The sequence below is a fragment of the Streptomyces pimonensis genome (assembly GCF_041380215.1).
GTDB classification, from domain to species: Bacteria; Actinomycetota; Actinomycetes; order Streptomycetales; family Streptomycetaceae; genus Streptomyces; species Streptomyces pimonensis.
Genome location: NZ_JAHWZY010000013.1, coordinates 84,166 through 99,604, shown reverse-complemented (window position 1 = coordinate 99,604; position 15,439 = coordinate 84,166). Strand labels below are relative to the sequence as shown.

The 15,439-nt window shown below is 72.5% G+C and carries 12 protein-coding genes and 2 pseudogenes; 7 read left to right on the top strand and 7 right to left on the bottom strand.

The window, feature by feature from the left end; translation table 11 throughout:
- The first annotated feature begins 72 nt into the window (after window positions 1-72).
- On the top strand, window positions 73-252 hold the full coding sequence (locus KYY02_RS15385) for a hypothetical protein (RefSeq protein WP_371238508.1): 180 nt from the start codon (window positions 73-75) through the stop codon (window positions 250-252).
- A 90-nt stretch (window positions 253-342) separates the two neighbouring features.
- Here KYY02_RS15385 and KYY02_RS15380 read toward each other — a convergent pair whose 3' ends face one another.
- On the bottom strand, window positions 343-3,597 hold the full coding sequence (locus tag KYY02_RS15380) for a S41 family peptidase (protein WP_371238507.1): 3,255 nt from the start codon (window positions 3,595-3,597) through the stop codon (window positions 343-345).
- A 174-nt stretch (window positions 3,598-3,771) separates the two neighbouring features.
- On the opposite strand from KYY02_RS15380, the gene KYY02_RS15375 reads away from it, so the two are divergent.
- From KYY02_RS15375 to KYY02_RS15355, 5 genes and pseudogenes are all read left to right on the top strand, one after another.
- Window positions 3,772-4,371 carry a TetR/AcrR family transcriptional regulator gene (locus tag KYY02_RS15375; protein ID WP_371238506.1) on the top strand — a complete coding sequence of 200 codons (600 nt, stop codon included), beginning with the start codon at window positions 3,772-3,774 and terminating at the stop codon, window positions 4,369-4,371.
- 100 nt (window positions 4,372-4,471) lie between these two features.
- Window positions 4,472-6,679, top strand: coding sequence for an MMPL family transporter (locus KYY02_RS15370; protein WP_371238505.1), 2,208 nt, complete (start codon window positions 4,472-4,474; stop codon window positions 6,677-6,679).
- 138 nt (window positions 6,680-6,817) lie between these two features.
- Window positions 6,818-7,330 carry a YbaK/EbsC family protein gene (locus tag KYY02_RS15365; protein WP_371238504.1) on the top strand — a complete coding sequence of 171 codons (513 nt, stop codon included), beginning with the start codon at window positions 6,818-6,820 and terminating at the stop codon, window positions 7,328-7,330.
- Window positions 7,327-7,485: pseudogene (locus KYY02_RS15360) on the top strand (EamA family transporter); the annotation flags it as partial. The gene KYY02_RS15365 and the pseudogene KYY02_RS15360, both read left to right, overlap by 4 nt.
- A gap of 64 nt (window positions 7,486-7,549) precedes the next feature.
- Complete coding sequence (locus KYY02_RS15355) at window positions 7,550-7,825, top strand: DUF1876 domain-containing protein (protein ID WP_371238503.1); 276 nt, start codon at window positions 7,550-7,552, stop codon at window positions 7,823-7,825.
- A 6-nt stretch (window positions 7,826-7,831) separates the two neighbouring features.
- Here the strand turns inward: KYY02_RS15355 and KYY02_RS15350 are convergent, their stop codons facing one another.
- Entirely contained in the window at window positions 7,832-8,998 is a 1,167-nt protein-coding gene (locus KYY02_RS15350) for a serine hydrolase domain-containing protein (RefSeq protein ID WP_371238502.1), read from the bottom strand.
- A gap of 101 nt (window positions 8,999-9,099) precedes the next feature.
- Window positions 9,100-9,458 (bottom strand): annotated as a pseudogene (locus KYY02_RS15345) (energy-coupling factor ABC transporter permease); the annotation flags it as partial.
- A gap of 189 nt (window positions 9,459-9,647) precedes the next feature.
- On the opposite strand from KYY02_RS15345, the gene KYY02_RS15340 reads away from it, so the two are divergent.
- On the top strand, window positions 9,648-10,004 hold the full coding sequence (locus tag KYY02_RS15340) for an SsgA family sporulation/cell division regulator (protein ID WP_371238501.1): 357 nt from the start codon (window positions 9,648-9,650) through the stop codon (window positions 10,002-10,004).
- 12 nt (window positions 10,005-10,016) lie between these two features.
- Here the strand turns inward: KYY02_RS15340 and KYY02_RS15335 are convergent, their stop codons facing one another.
- From KYY02_RS15335 to KYY02_RS15320, 4 genes are all read right to left on the bottom strand, one after another.
- On the bottom strand, window positions 10,017-11,678 hold the full coding sequence (locus KYY02_RS15335; RefSeq protein WP_371238500.1) for a penicillin-binding transpeptidase domain-containing protein: 1,662 nt from the start codon (window positions 11,676-11,678) through the stop codon (window positions 10,017-10,019).
- Between the two features lie 106 nt (window positions 11,679-11,784).
- A complete protein-coding gene (locus KYY02_RS15330; RefSeq protein ID WP_371238499.1) occupies window positions 11,785-13,431 on the bottom strand; it encodes a penicillin-binding transpeptidase domain-containing protein in 1,647 nt (548 codons plus the stop codon).
- 297 nt (window positions 13,432-13,728) lie between these two features.
- Complete coding sequence (locus KYY02_RS15325; protein ID WP_371238498.1) at window positions 13,729-14,994, bottom strand: tyrosine-type recombinase/integrase; 1,266 nt, start codon at window positions 14,992-14,994, stop codon at window positions 13,729-13,731.
- A gap of 79 nt (window positions 14,995-15,073) precedes the next feature.
- On the bottom strand, window positions 15,074-15,310 hold the full coding sequence (locus KYY02_RS15320) for a helix-turn-helix transcriptional regulator (RefSeq protein WP_371238497.1): 237 nt from the start codon (window positions 15,308-15,310) through the stop codon (window positions 15,074-15,076).
- Window positions 15,311-15,439: the final 129 nt, after the last annotated feature.

Sequence of the window (15,439 nt, the reverse complement as noted above, 5' to 3'; positions counted from 1 at the left end):
CGTGCGTGGGGTGACGGGCCGTGTGAATCTGGTCGGGCAAGTTCCCCCACCCCACAACGGGAGTGAACCCACATGGGTATGAAGGACCAGTTCCAGGAGAAGTCCGGGCAGTTCCAGCAGCAGGCCAAGCAGCGCGCCCAGCAGGGCAAGGAGCAGATGCAGGACCGCGGCCGCCGGCGGGACGAGGACATGGACGAACAGCGGCGCCGGCGGGAGTCCGAGGAGCGTGTCGACCAGGACTACGAGGTCTGACGCCGAGCACGTCTGAGCACGTCGTGCGCTGAAGTGGAAGGGGCGCCCCGTGGCGAAGGGGCGCCCCCTCTCACGTCCGGGCGGCAGCTCTCACGTCCGGGGCGGCAGCTTCGGCCGGGAGCGGTCGGGTACGTCGCGGTATGTGGGGGGCGTCGCCGGAGGGTCGGCCTCCAGCAGTTCGAGGGCGAGCCGTACCGCGTCGTCGAGCACCGCGTACCGGCCCTCGGCCCAGTCCAACGGGGTGCGCAGCGCCTCCAGGTCGGGTTCGACGCCCTTGTTCTCCACGGACCAGCCGTACGCGTCGAACCAGGCCGCGTTCATCGGCACCGTGATCACCGTGCCGTCGCCGAGCCGGTGCCGGCCGGTCATGCCGACCACCCCGCCCCAGGTGCGCTGGCCCACCACCGGGCCCAGTCCCAGCAGTTTGAACGCGGCGGTGATCATGTCGCCGTCTGAGCTGGTCGCCTCGTCCGCGAGGGCCACGACCGGTCCGCGCGGGGCGTCGGAGGCGTACGACACCGGCTGGGCGTCGCGGGTGAGGTCCCAGCCGATGACGGTGCGGGTCAGCTTCTCGACGACGAGTTCGCTGATGTGGCCGCCCGCGTTGCCGCGCACGTCCACGATCAGCGCGGGACGGGACATCTCCATGCGCACGTCGCGGTTGAACTGGGCCCAGCCGGAGCCGCCCATGTCCGGGATGTGCAGATAGCCGCACCGGCCTCCGCTCAGCTCCCGCACCACCGCGCGGCGTTTGGCGACCCAGGCCTGGTAGCGCAGCGGCGTCTCGTCGACGAGCGGGACGACGGCGACCCGGCGGGGCGGTCCTTCGCCCCCGGCGGGGACGAACGTCAGCTCCACGGTGGTGCCGCCCGCCCCCGCGAGCAGTGGACAAGGGCCTGTGGCCGGGTCCACCGGGCGGCCGTCGACGTGGGTGAGGACCGCGCCCTCGCGGATGCCGGAGCCGGCCAGCGGGGAGCGGGCGCGGGAGTCGGAGGAGTCGCCGGGCAGGATGCGCCGGACCGCCCAGCCTCCCTCCCGGAGGACGAAGTCGGCGCCGAGCAGGCCCTGGCGGCGCTGGTAGTGCGGAGGGCCCTCGCTGCGGCGTGCGGCGGTGACATAGGCGTGGGAGGTGCCGAGTTCGCCGAGCACCTCACGCAGCAGGTCGGCGAACTCGTCGGGGGACGATATCCGTTCGACCAGCGGACGGTACTGCTCCAGGACCGCGTCCCAGTCGATGCCGCACATGTCCGGTTCCCAGAAGTGGGCGCGGACCAGCCGCCCGGCCTCCGCGTACGCCTGGCGCCACTCGGCGGCCGGGTCGGCCTCGTGCAGGATGCGGCGGGAGTCGATCCACACCGTGGAGTCGCTGTCGCCGGGCTCGGTGGCGGGCATCGCGCGCAACTCGCCCTCGTCGGCCACGACCAGCCGGGCGCCGTCGCCGCTGACCGCGAAGAAGTCCAGGCCGGCGACGAGTTCGGACCTCTTGGCCTGGTTGATGTCGAAGTGTTCCAGGGCGGGCCGGCCACTGGTGTCGTCGGGGTTGACGAACGTCTCGCCGAGCGCGCCGGAGATCGGCCAGCGCAGCCACACCAGGCCGCAGCCCGCGACCGGGCACAGCCCCGAGTACTTGGAGGCGGTCACGGGGAAGGGCGTGACCCTGCTCTCCAGGCCCTCCGCCTCCACGGTCACCGTGCCGCCCTCGCCGCCCTCCTCCGCGTCCGCGCGCTCCACCGGGTCCAGTCCCCCGGCGGCCGGGCGGCCCTCGGGGTTGAGGGCGAACGGGGAGGGGGTCGCCGACGACAGCGGCACCAGGTACGGACGGCAGCCCAGCGGGAAGGACAGGTCGCCGGTGTGCACGTCGTACACCGGGTCGAAGCCGCGCCAGGAGAGGAAGGCGAGGTAACGGCCGTCGCGGGTGAAGACCGGGTTCTCGTCCTCGAAGCGCCCGCCTGTGACGTCGAGGACCAGCCGGTCCTCGATCCGGGCGAGTTTGATCTGCCGCAGCGACCGCCCGATCACGGGGTGGGACCAGGCCAGCCACGCCCCGTCGGGGGAGAAGGCGAGGTCGCGCACCGGCCCGTTGCCGGAGTGGACCAGTTCGGTGACCTCCCCCCGGCCCTCCTCGCCGGTGTCGACCAGCAGCAGCCGTCCGTCGTGGGCGGCGACGGCCAGCCGCTCCCCGTCCGGGTCGGCCACCGTCTCCAGCACCCGGCCCAGCTTCCCGGCGGCGATCCGTCGGGGGGCGCGCTGACCGGTGGCGCGGGGCAGGGAGGCGATCTCGACGGCGTCCTCTCCCTCGGAGTCCGTCACGTACGCGACCCGGCCGCCCGCGCCGAGCATCTCCGGCAGCCGGACCCGTACGCCCGGGGTGTCGGCGAGGGCACGCGCGGGGCCGTCGCGGTGGGTGAGCCAGTACAGGCTGCCGCGGACCACGACGGCGCTCGCGCGGCCGGTCTCGTCGACCGAGACGCCGTCGAGGTGGTGGGCGGCGGGCACCTGGTAGGGGCGCCGCCCGGCCCGCGGGCCGTTCAGCGACACGTCGAGCCGGCGCGGGACGGAACCGGGGGCCAGGTCGTCCACCAGCCACAGATCGCCGGCGCACTGGTAGACGACCCGGGTGCCGTCGCTGGCGGCGTGCCGGGCGTAGAAGGCGTCGTGGTCGGTGTGGCGGCGCAGGCCGGAGCCGTCGTACGCGCACGAGTACAGGTTGCCGACGCCCTCGTGGTCGGAGAGGAAGGCGATCCGGCCGCCGACGAACATCGGGGAGTGCAGGTGGCCGTCGAGTCCGTCGAGCAGCCGCTGCCCGTGCAGCCACAGCCGGCCCGTGGCGCCGCCCCGGTAGCGCTTCCAGGAGGCCGGTTCGTGCGGCGGGGTGCCGGTGAGCAGCAGCGACCTGCGCTCCCCGGCGATGTCGGCGACCTGGATGTCGGAGACCGGGCCCCAGGGCAGTTTGCGGCCCGGGCTGCCGTCGCGGGCGAGTTTGTAGGACCAGGTGAAGTACGAGAAGGGCTCACCGTGCGAGGTGACGGCGAGGATCTCGGCGTGGCCGCCCTCGTCGGGGGGCGCCCAGCCGCAGACCCGGGTGTCGGAGCTGCCCCAGTAGGTGAGGCGCCGGCCCGGCCCGCCGTCCACCGGGACGAGGTGCACCTCGGGGTCGAGGCTGCGCCAGCTCGTGTACGCGATGTGGCGGCCGTCGGGGGAGAAACGGGGGTGGCCGAGCCTGGTGCGGTCGACGGTGAGCCGCCAGGCGCGGCCCGGCCCGTCGAGCGGGGCGAGCCAGAGGTCGTCCTCGGCCACGAAGCACAGCAGGTCGCCCTCGAGGTGCGGCAGACGCAGATAGCTCACCTTCCCCATGCTTTGCCGGGGGCCGGAGCCCGGCAACTTATGAGTAACCGACAACCGTGACGCAGACCACGAACGAAACCGTTTCGTTTCGTTCGTGAGGTGGAGTACCTTCGTCCTGTACGAAACCGTGTCGTTTCTTTGACACGGCGGACACCGGAGCGGAAGGTGAACGGTATGAGCGAAGCAGCGACGACGCGTCGAAGCCGGATCACCCCCGAGCGCGAGGCCGAACTGTACGGGGCCGTGCTCGACCTGCTCCGCGAGGTCGGCTACGACGCCCTCACCATGGACGCCGTGGCGGCCCGCACCCGGTCCAGCAAGGCCACCCTCTACCGCCAGTGGGGCGGCAAGGCCGAGCTGGTGGTGAGAGCGATGCGCAGCCAGAAGTCCGGCGGCATCGCCGGCATCGACACCGGGACCCTGCGCGGCGACCTGCACGCCATCGTCGGCCGTGAGGACGACTGCACCATGGAACGGAACGCCGCCCTGATGCGCGCGCTCGCCATGGCCGTCCACATGAACGACGATCTCCGCCAGGCGTTCAAGGAACTCCTGGTCGAACCGGAGATGGAGGAGTTCCGGCGGATGATCCGGCGCGCGGTCGACCGGGGCGAGATCAGCCCCGGCAACCCGGCGCTGGACTACATGGTGCACATGCTCGTCGGCGCGTTCGCCACGCGGACGCTGATCGACGACCTGCCGCCCACGCGGGAGTTCCTCACCTCGTACATCGACGCCGTGGTGCTCCCCGCCCTCGGCGTGCCCCTTCACTGACCGTCCCCGCAGTCAGCCACCACCTGACGTCACCGCTCACGTCGTCGGGCCGATCACCCCTGCCCCGAAGCAACCACGACCTGACCGGGAGTACGCCCTCGTGGCCACTTTCCTCTACCGACTCGGCCGGTTCGCCTTCAGGCGACGGCACCTCGTAGCCCTGTTCTGGGTGGCGCTGCTGGCGCTCGCGGGCGCCGGAGCCGCCGGCGCCCCGGCGGCCGGCAACTCGTCCTTCTCCATCCCCGGCACCGAGGCCCAGAAGGCCTTCGACCTGCTGGAGGAGCGCTTCCCCGGCTCCAGCGCCGACGGGGCGACCGCACGCGTCGTCTTCAAGGCGCCGGCCGGCGAGAAAATGACCGACGCCGACCACAGGAAGACCGTCCAGGACACCGTCGACACCCTCGGCGGCGGCTCCGAGGTCGCCGGCGTCACCGACCCGTACCAGGGCGGCGGCGTCAGCCAGGACGGCACCACCGCCTACGCCTCGGTGACCTACAAGGTCTCCGGCATGGAGCTGGAGGACGCCTCCCGCGACGCCCTGGAGGGCGCCGCCGAGGACGCCCGCGACGCCGGGCTGACCGTGGAGATCGGCGGTGACGCCCTCCAGGCCGTACCGCACACCGGAACCGCCGAGATCATCGGTATCGGCGTCGCCGCGGTCGTCCTCGTCATCACCTTCGGCTCGCTGCTCGCGGCCGGACTGCCGCTGCTCACCGCCGTCATCGGCGTGGGCATCGGGGTCTCCGGCATCACCGCGCTGGCCGGCATGCTGGACCTCGGCTCCACCACCTCCGTCCTGGCCAGCATGATCGGCCTCGCGGTGGGCATCGACTACGCGCTGTTCGTCGTCTCCCGCTACCGGGCCGAACTGGCCGAGGGCCGCGAACGCGAGGAAGCGGCCGGCCGGGCCGTCGGCACGGCGGGCTCCGCGGTGGTCTTCGCCGGACTGACCGTCGTGATCGCCCTGGTGGGCCTGTCGGTCGTCAACATCCCGATGCTGACCAAGATGGGCATCGCCGCCGCCGGCACGGTCGCCCTCGCGGTCCTGATCGCCCTCACCCTCATCCCCGCCCTGCTCGGCTACGCGGGCCGCCGGATCCGTCCGGCCGGCGAGAGGAGCAAGCTGTTCGGCGGTGACCGCGCCGCGAAGAAGCCGCAGCGCCCCAACACGGGCACCCGCTGGGCGAGCTTCGCCGTCCGCCGCCCGGTGGCCGTCCTGCTGCTCGGCGTCATCGGTCTGGGCGCCGCGGCCGTCCCGGTGGCCTCGCTGGAACTGGGCCTGCCCGACGACGGCTCGCAGCCGACGTCCACGACCCAGCGCCGCGCCTACGACCTGCTCTCCGAGGGCTTCGGCCCCGGCTTCAACGGCCCGCTGGTGGTCGTGGTCGACGCGAAGGGCAGCGACGACCCGCAGGCCGTGTTCCAGCAGGCCGGCGACGCCATCAAGGGCCTCGACAACGTCGTGAACGTCGGCCCGGCACAGCCCAGCAAGGCCGGCGACACGGCGACGATCACCGTCGTCCCCGACGCCAAGCCCTCCTCGGTGACCACCGAGGACCTGGTGCACGACATCCGCGACGCGGGCGCGGACATCCAGGCCGACACCGGCGCCGACGTCCTGGTCACCGGTGCCACGGCGATGAACATCGACGTCTCGCAGAAGCTCAACGACGCGCTGGTGCCGTACCTGGTCCTGGTGGTCGGCCTGGCCTTCCTGCTGCTGATCGTGGTCTTCCGCTCGATCCTGGTCCCGCTGAAGGCGGCCCTCGGCTTCCTGCTGTCCGTCATGGCGGCCCTCGGCGCGGTCGTCGCGGTCTTCCAGTGGGGCTGGCTGTCCGGCCTGATGGGCGTCGAGGAGACCGGCCCGATCATGTCGATGATGCCGATCTTCATGGTCGGCGTGGTCTTCGGACTGGCCATGGACTACGAGGTGTTCCTCGTGACCCGGATGCGGGAGGCCTACGTCCACGGCGAGAAGCCCGCCCAGGCCGTGGTGACCGGCTTCAAGTACAGCGCGCGGGTGGTGACCGCGGCGGCGGTCATCATGATGGCGGTCTTCTCCGGCTTCATCGGTTCCAGCGACTCGATGGTCAAGATGATCGGCTTCGGCCTCGCGGTCGCCGTCCTCTTCGACGCGTTCGTCGTCCGTATGGCGATCGTCCCGGCGGTACTGGCCCTGCTCGGCGAGAAGGCGTGGTGGCTGCCGAAGTGGCTGGACCGCGCCCTGCCCAACGTGGACGTCGAGGGCGAGGGCCTGCGCACGGAGGACGACCGCAAGGACGAGGACCGGGAACTCACGAGGGCCTGACCGTCCGACCGCCTGAACGAGTACGCAGAACCGGCCGGTGAGGGCTCCGTGGGGACGGGGCGCCCTCACCGGCTTCCCTTCCGCTCTCCGCCGGAATGCGGTCGCATGCCCTCTGCACCGGCCGCTAGCGTGCCCTGTATGACGACAGCCGCCACCGACGCCGAGGGCTCCGGAGCCCACCCGCGGTTCGCCGAGGCCCTGCGGGACCTGGGGCTCGGGGACGTGATCCCGCAGGTCCGCCGCTTCCCCGAAGCCACCCGCACCGCCGCCGAGGCCGCCACCGCGCTCGGCTGCGAGCTCAGCCAGATCTGCAAGTCCCTGATCTTCGCCGCCGACGGAGTGCCGGTGCTGGTGCTCATGGACGGGGCGTCCCGTGTCGACGTCGAGCGGGTCCGGGAGGAGCTCGGCGCCGGCCGGGTCACCCGGGCCAGGGCCGACGTCGTGCGCGAGACCACCGGGTACGCCATCGGCGGCGTGCCGCCCTTCGGCCACCGCACGAGGACCCGGGTCCTCGCCGACCGCTCCCTGCTCGGCCACGCCACCGTGTGGGCGGCGGCCGGTACCCCGTACACCGTCTTCCCGATGGAACCCAAGACGCTGATCGCCCACGCCGGCGGGACCCTCGTGGACGTGCGCGAGCGCACCGCGTGACCCCGCTGGTGACCGCGGCCGTCCTGCTCGCCGCGGTCGCCCACGCCGGCCGGAACGCCATCGCGCACCGGATCACCGACAAGCCGGCCGGATGCACGCCGATCTCCAGCGGCGGGCTGCCGACCGGACTGTCGGCGGTGCCGTTCGCGCCGTTCCGGGAGGGTGCGCAGGCACAGGGCGAGGCGCACCCTGGAATGAGAGATTCCGGAGGTGACCGTCATGATGCACACCGCAGTGGGATGGCACGTGGACCTGGAGTTCGAGGAGGACGACCGGCAGACGCGCGCCGCCGCGATGGTCCGGCTGCCCGACGGGACCGAGGTGCGGGCCCACGGCCACGCGAGCCGGCACCACACCGACCCCCATCAGCCGCGGGTCGGGGAGGAGATCGCCGGCGCACGCGCGCTGAACGAACTCGCCATGCAGATGCTCACCAAGGCGCACGGCGAGATCGACGACGCGTCGGGCCGTGTCTCGCACCCGATCCACGTCTAGCCGCGGCTAGGCCGTCAGGGACTGCCGTACCGCCCGTATCAGCGCCTGGGCCCTGGGATCCGCCGTCACCGTCCTGCGGAAGCCGTTGGTGACGTAACCGAAGGCGATGCCGGACTCCGGGTCGGCGAAGCCGAGGGAACCGCCGCGGCCGGGATGGCCGAAGGAGCCCGGGGCCAGGAAGGGGGAGGCGCCGCCGTGCAGCATGTAGCCGAGCCCGAAACGGGTGCCGACGACCAGCACCCGGTCGGGGCCGGCCGACTCCTCGGCGCGGGCGAGTTCGACGGTGGCCGGGTCGAGGAGGCGTGCGCCGTCGACCGGGCCGATCAGTGAGGCGTAGAAGCGGGCCAGCCCGTCCGCCGTCGCGATCCCGCCCGCGGCGGGCAGGGCCGCCGCGCGGAACACCGGGTCGTTCTGGTCCGGGAAGGGGGTGATCGCCGCGAAGGCGCGGCGGGTGAGGGAGGACGGGTCGGCGTAGGCGTCGGTGACCGAGCGCCTGGGGCGGGCGCGGAGCGTCCCGGACGGCTCGGGTGCCTCGATCCTGCCGACCGTGCCGACGCGGTGGGCCCGCGCCTTCGGCAGCCCCACCCACAGGTCCAGGCCCAGCGGGCCGGCGATCTCCGACGCGATCCACTCGCCGCAGCCCCGGCCGGTCACGCGGCGCACCAGCTCGTCGACCAGCCAGCCGTAGGTCAGCGCGTGATAGCCGTGGGCGGTGCCCGGCTCCCACACGGGGGCCTGCCCGGCGACCGCCTCGGCGGCCCGCACGGGGTCGGTCGCCTCGTGCGGGGTGAGCGGACGGTCGAGGACGGGAAGCCCGGCGCGGTGGTTCAGCACGTGCCGGACCGGCAGTCGCTCCTTGCCGTGCGCCTTGAACTCCGGCCAGTACGCGCCGACCGGCGCGTCCAGGTCCAGCTCGCCGCGCTGGTGCAGCAGCAGCGGTACGGCGGCGGCGACGCCCTTGGTCGCCGAACGCACGACCTGTGCGGTCTCCCGTCGCCAGGGCTCGGTGCCGTCGACGTCCCTCATCCCGGCCCACAGGTCGACGACCCTGTGTCCGTCCCGGTACACGGCGACGGCCGCGCCCCGGTCCCCGAGCACGTCGAAGTTCCGCGCGAACGCCTCCCGGACCGGCTCGAAGCCCTCGGTCACTGTGCCGTGCACGTCGACGCCCACGTTCCCGTCCGTCCTTCCGCTCGTCCGTGACAGTGCGTGCAACCGTGCCGGTCCGCCCGTGATTCCCGGCCGGAGCCGACCGGGCGCGGTCGTCACGCACGGCCGAGCGCGGCCGGCCCGCCGTCGGCGAAGAGGCGGCCTGCGCCGGCAGGACGACGGTGACGCAGAGGACGCTCGTGAAGGGACCGACGAGGATCATGGCGGGGGCGCCGCCGAGCAGACGGCCGCCGGTGCCCGCCGCGACGGGGGAGCGCGGCATCGGCACGGAGAAGACGAACGCCGCCACCGGTCCGGCCGGCGGCGCGGTCCGCTCGTCGAGTTCCCGGCGCGCGCCGCGCAGGCTCACGGCGATCGCGCCGGCGGCGGACCTGCGGTGGACCGGCGATCGCGCCTGCGGTGGACCTGCGGCGGTGGACACGGGGGCGTCGGTGAAGTCGAGGAATCCGTCGGGTGCGTGCACGGACCCGGGGATGCGGACTGTTGCCCGTGATGCGCAGGAGCGATCCGATGGTCCTGCCCCGCGTATGACTCATCGGTGACATACGCCTCTCGGAAGCGCGAACTCCGGATCCAGGGCACGATGGAACGGAGGGCGGGCGGACGGCCTGCACGCCCTTCCTGCAGATCGCCGCCGCGTAAGGGGCCACCGATGTCCGCAGTGGAGCAGCACACGCGAGCCCACATCGTCACCGACGTCCTGGACGAGGACCGCGGAGCGGTACCCGTGGTGCTGCGCTACGACCCCGACCGGGACCCCCACTGCGTCCGCATGGCGCTCCCGGGCGCCGCGCCCCGCGAGTGGGCCGTCGCGCGGGACCTCCTCGAGCAGGGCCTGCACGCCCCCGCGGGCCGGGGCGAGACACGGGTGTGGCCGTGCGGCCGCGTCCAGACCGTGGTCGAGTTCCACACCGCGCGGGGCGTGTCGGTGGTGCAGTTCGAGACGAGGACCCTGACGCGGTTCCTGCGGCGGACCCGTGCGGCCGCCGCCGAACCCGTCCCGCACTGACCCCCGGCCGGCTCAGCCGCCGCTCCTCAGCAGCGCCGCCACGATCGGTCCGGCCGTCGAACCGCCGTGGCCGGCCTTCTGGACCACACCCGCGGCCGCCAGGTCCCCGCGGTACGCGGTGAACCAGCCGTTGGGCTTCTCCTGCCCGTCGACCTCGGCCGACCCGGTCTTGGCGCCGGCCTGCCCGCTCACCCCGGCCATCGCCTCCGCCGCCGTGCCGTAGGCCGCGGTGTACGACATCAACTCCCGCAGCTGCGCCAGCGTGCCGGCCGACAGGGTGCGCGAGGCCGTCGCGAGCTTCCGCCCGTCGACCTCGGGGGAGACCAGGTACGGCTGGCGGAAGACGCCCGACTGGACCGTCGCCGACACCGACGCCATGTTCAGCGGGTTCATCCGCACCCCGCCCTGGCCGATCAGGGAGGCCCCCATCGGGGCCGCCGACTGCACCGGCACCGAGCCGTCGAAGGTCGGCACACCGACCTGCCAGTCGTTCCTCCCCAGCCCGAACACCTGCTGGGCCTGCTCGGTCAGGTCGTCGTCCTCCAGTTCGGGCGCCTGGCTGATGAAGGCCGTGTTGCAGGAACGGGCGAAGCTCGCCTTGAACGTGCCGTCCTTTATCTCGAACTCGTCGTCGTTCTGGAACTTCCAGCCGCCGTAGCTGAAGTACTTCGGGCACGGGTGCTTCTCGTCCGTCGAGGCGAGCCCCTTCTCGATCAGCATCGAGGCGGTGACCACCTTCATCGTGGAGCCCGGGGCCAGCGAACCGAGGAACGCGGTGTTGAAACCGTGCGAGGAGTTGGCCACCGCCAGGATCTCGCCGGTCGACGGGCGCACCACCACCACCGACGCCCGCTCCTTCCTCGCCACCTGCGCCTCGGCGGCGGCCTGCAGGGACGGGTCCAGCGTGGTCCTCACCGTGCCGGGCGTGCCCTCGCTCAGCTCGAGGAGGGTCTTGTCGGACAGCTCCGCCTTCTTCGACTCCTTGCCGCGCACGATCCGCAGCTCGACGCCGGCCTCGCCGCCCGCCTTCTCGCCGTACTTCTCGCGCAGCCCGTCCAGCACCGACCCCAGGGACGGGTACGCGGCGGTGGTCAGCTCGTCGCCGTCCCGGTCCAGCGCCTTGACGGGCGGGGTGCCCGCCTCGCCGGTGACCAGCTTGTCGCCGTCCTTGAGCTCGGGATGCACGACGGCGGGCCGCCAGGCCACCCGCGGCGCCCCGTCCCCGTCCCGGCGCACGACGGTCAGCGCGCTGTCGTACGCCAGCGGTTTGCCGGCCCCCTCGTACGACACCGTGCCCTTGACCGCGAAGGGGACCTCGATGCCGGAGCGGGCGCCCGCGGTGAGGGTGACGTCCGTGATCCGGGCGTCCTCGGCGTAGGCGGTGAGCAGGGCGGCCGCGGCCTTCGGGTCGTCGGTGGCGGCGGCCGCCTCGTCCGCCTTCCCGGCCTGCCAGGCGGTGAGGAAGCGCTCGGCCGCGGAGGTGACCTCGTCGGCGGAGAGCGGGCCGGTCCGTACGGCCTCGGCCGCGGAGGCCGTACGGGTGCCGTCCTCGGCGCCGCCGAGGAGCGCGTAGGCGCCGAACCCGGCGCCACCGACGACCGCGGCGATCACTCCGCCGAGCACGACGGGCCTCGTCCTCCGCCTCTCGGCGGCGTTCTTCTTGTTCTTCCCCACTGCTTCCCGTTCCTCCGCTGTCCGCCGGGCTCCCCGTGGCCCTCGTGGTGCTCACGTGCGCCAACGACGGCCACCACCCTAAAGTCCCGCCCCGGGCCCGGCGCGGTCAGCCGGCCGCTCGTAGCACGGCTGCGACAATCGGACCGGCCGCGTCGCCGCCGTGGCCGCCCTGCTGGGCCATGGCCGCCGCCGCCACGTCGTTCCGGAAGCCGGTGAACCAGCTGTCGGAGGTGTCGTTGCCGTCGACCTCGGCGGAACCGGTCTTCGCGCCGATGTCGCCGCCGAGCCCGGCCATGGCCTCCCGGGCGGTGCCCTGCGTGGCGGTGAGCCGCATCATCTGCCTGAGCTGGGCGGCGGTGCCCGCCGGGAGCCCCTTGGCCTGCGCCAGCAGGCGGCCGTCGAGGTCGGGGGAGACCAGGTACGGCTGGCGGAAGGCGCCGGTGATCGCGGTGGCCGTCACCGAGGCCATGTTCAGCGGGTTCATCTGCACCTGGCCCTGGCCGATGGCGTTCGCCGCACGGTCCGGGCCGGCGACGGCGGGGACGCTGCCGTCGAAGGAGCCGATGCCGGTCTTCCAGTCGTTGCGGCCGAGCCCGAACCGCTCCTGGGCCTCCTGGGTGAGCGAGGCGTCGCTGAGCGGCTCCTCGTCGATGAGCTTGATGAAGGCCGTGTTGCAGGAGCGCAGGAAGCTGTCGGCGAGGCTGGCGCCCTCGTTCGGCTCCATGCCGGTGAGGTTCTTGAAGGTCTGGCTCTGCCAGGTCGCGGTGGGCGGGCAGGGCGCCGGGCCGTTCATCGAGGTCACGCCGTTGTCGATGAGCATGGCGGCGGTGATGATCTTCATGGTGGAGCCGGGGGCGACCTGGCCCTCGAAGGCCGCGTTGAACCCGTCGTCGCGGTGGTTGGCCACCGCCAGCACCTCACCGGTGCTCGGCTTGACCGCCACCACCGACGACCTGGCGTACTGCCGCACCGCCTTCTCGGCCGCCTCCTGCGCCCCGGCGCTGAGAGTGGTGCGCAGCTTGCCCGGCCGTCCCTCGGCGAGGGTCAGCAGCGGGGTGTCGGCGGCCGGTCCGTCCGCGGCGCCCTCGGCGTGCCTGATCACCAGCTCGACGCCGGGGGTGCCGCCCGCCTTCTCGCCGTACTTCTGGCGCAGGGTGTCCAGGACCGGTCCGAGGGAGGGGTACTTCTCCTCCGTCAGCACCGTGCCGTCGCGGCCCACCGCCTCGATGGGCGGCTGCGCGGACTCCTCGGTGACGAGGGTGTCGCCCTCCCCCAGATCGGGGTGGACGACGGACGGCGCCCAGTCGACCAGCGCCCGCCCGGTGGTCTTCCCGCGCACCACGGTCAGCTCGCTCTCGTAGTCCAGCGCCTTCGACCTCCCGTCGTACGAGACGGTCGCCTTCACCGTGAACGGCACGGTGGCGCCGGCGGCCGTGCCGGGCGTTATCTCGACGTCGCCTATGCGGGCGTCGTCGCCGTACGCCGTCAGCAGCGCGCCGGCCTCCTGCGCGTTGTTCGTGTACGACGCCGCCTGCGCCGCCTGCCCCTTCTCCCAGGCCGCGAAGAAGCTCCTGGTGGTCTTCTCGACCTCCGCGCCGTCCGGCGGCCCGGACTTCTTCGTCCCCGCGGCGCTCGCGCCGCTCCCCCCGTCGCCGTTCACAGCCGACACGATGTTGTAGACGCCGTACCCGGCCCCGCCCACCATCACCGCGAACACGCCGCCGACGACGGCGGTCTTGACCCCCTTGCCCATCGTGCGCTCCCCCTCCGCCAGGCCCCCCACGCCTTATGAACGTGTTCAAAAAGCCCGGTGAGTGAGCACTCTATGCGCAGGGGGTGACAACCGGGGCGGCTGTTCCCGTTTGTTGTCCGAACGGAGATCCGCCCGAGCGCCGGAACGGCTCAAACCCAGGTGTCCAGCCACATCCGCGCCCGCCAGTCCTCGATGGGGATCGGGGTGCCGGTGTAGATGGGCCAGAAGTAGATGAAGTTCGCGCGATCCGGCCCCGTAGGGCCCCGACCAGGACGTTCGTCTCTGGCCGGGGCCGGATCAGGCGGCTTGGGCCGTCCCTGGGCCGTGATCTTGAGAGTCGGACGCCAGATAGAGGCTGTCGACGGCCTTCCGGGTGCGCCCCTCGCTGCTCGGCATCAGGTGCGTGTACGTCCGGAGCGTGAACCCCGGATCGCTGTGACCGAGGTACTGACTCAGGGCCCGGATGTTCTCGCCGGCGTCCAGCAGCACGGACGCGTAGAAGTGCCTGAGAGCGTGCATCCCGTGTTCGCGCGCGGACGCGTAGCGCTCGCCCGGCTTCGCCTTGGGGATGACGCCGGCGGCGGCCAGGGCGGGCTTCCAGTGGTGATCGTTGAAGACGCTCACGCGTACGTGGTTGCCCTCGACTCCGCTGAAGATGAGCCGCTTGGTGACGAGAGGGCCGTCAGGCGTACGCCAGGGAAGTGTCACGTCGATCGGCTCGCACTCCTTGGCGTGGTCCCGGAGAACGGCCGCCACAGCCTTGGGAAGCGGCACGTCCCGGACCTTGCCGCCCTTGGGGAGGGCGAACACGTACTTGCCCCGGATCCGCTTGAGTTGATGGCCAACAGCCAGCCATCCGCCCTCGAAGTCGAGTTCGTCGATGGCCAGACCGAAGATCTCGCCCTGCCGCAGTCCGCATCCTGCCCCGGCATCCACGGCGGCCTGGTAGCGCCGGGGGAGGGCTGCGCGCACGCCGAAGACCTGCTCTGCGGTCCACGGGACGACGCGCGGTTTACCGGCCTTCGGAAGCTGCACCGTGCGGGCGCGGCAGGGGTTCTTGCTGAGTAGTCCGTCGTCGACTGCCGCGCTCAGCGCTGCGGAAACCGTGCCCACGATGATGCGCCGGTGCGACTCCGCCGGCACCGTGGCTTCAAGGGCGGCGATCCAGGCACGGATGTGCTCGGGCTTGAACGAGCCGAGCGGGCGCGAGCCGATGTGCGGATAGGCGTGCAGCCGGAGCCGACGCTCCGCGGCCTCACGGCTGTTGATTTCGCCGGTGTGCGTCTGCACCCAACGTTCCGCGTACTGCCGGAACGTCGTCCGGGAGGCTCGCGGGTCGACGTACTGACCGCGCGACATGTCCGCCTCGATGTGCGCGAGCCACTGTTTGGCGAGCCGCAGCTCCTTGTCACGGAACGACTTGCTCTTCTCGGTGCCGTCCGGGCCGACGTACCGGGCGCGGTAGCGGAGACCCGTTCCGTGACGGTCGGTCTTGGCCTTGACGGGCTTCCCGTTGGCGTCGGTCTCGGTCTTGTACCAGCGGTCTTGGATGTGGCCTGCCATGTGGCGGCGGTCCTCTCTCAACACACAGCAGGGAGAGCCGCGCACGGCGGTTCTCCCTGCTGTCTGCGGTGGTGTCTGGCTAGGCGGCGGTGGCGCTGTTCTTGAGGCCGGTGACGTAGGCGCGTACGTCGGCGGGGTCGTAGCGGAGGTGCTTGCCGATGCGGAAGCCGGGCGGGCCGGTGCGCTTCTTGCGCCACTGGTAGACGGTCTCCAGGGGCACTTCGAACATCTCGACGATGTCGGCGGGGGTGAGGTACCGGTCGGGGAGGCCGCCGCGGAGAGTGGCGCGGGGGTCGGGGTCTGTCGGCTGTGCCATAGGGACTCCAAGCGGGGAGGGCATGGCCGCCTCTGTCCGAGGTGCGGAATTCTGCGTCATCGCGTCACCTGTGACACGCGTCGCTCTGACCTGCGGTCTCGCGGTGACGCAGAGCTTCTGAGCGCGTCA

What these genes read in the sequence shown, in the direction of transcription:
- KYY02_RS15385 (WP_371238508.1), top strand. Translation starts at nt 73, where the DNA reads ATGGGTATGAAGGACCAGTTCCAGGAGAAGTCCGGGCAGTTCCAGCAG.
- KYY02_RS15375 (WP_371238506.1), top strand. Translation starts at nt 3,772, where the DNA reads ATGAGCGAAGCAGCGACGACGCGTCGAAGCCGGATCACCCCCGAGCGC.
- KYY02_RS15365 (WP_371238504.1), top strand. Translation starts at nt 6,818, where the DNA reads ATGACGACAGCCGCCACCGACGCCGAGGGCTCCGGAGCCCACCCGCGG.
- KYY02_RS15355 (WP_371238503.1), top strand. Translation starts at nt 7,550, where the DNA reads ATGATGCACACCGCAGTGGGATGGCACGTGGACCTGGAGTTCGAGGAG.
- KYY02_RS15340 (WP_371238501.1), top strand. Translation starts at nt 9,648, where the DNA reads ATGTCCGCAGTGGAGCAGCACACGCGAGCCCACATCGTCACCGACGTC.
- KYY02_RS15330 (WP_371238499.1), bottom strand. Translation starts at nt 13,431, where the DNA reads ATGGGCAAGGGGGTCAAGACCGCCGTCGTCGGCGGCGTGTTCGCGGTG.
- KYY02_RS15325 (WP_371238498.1), bottom strand. Translation starts at nt 14,994, where the DNA reads ATGGCAGGCCACATCCAAGACCGCTGGTACAAGACCGAGACCGACGCC.
- KYY02_RS15320 (WP_371238497.1), bottom strand. Translation starts at nt 15,310, where the DNA reads ATGGCACAGCCGACAGACCCCGACCCCCGCGCCACTCTCCGCGGCGGC.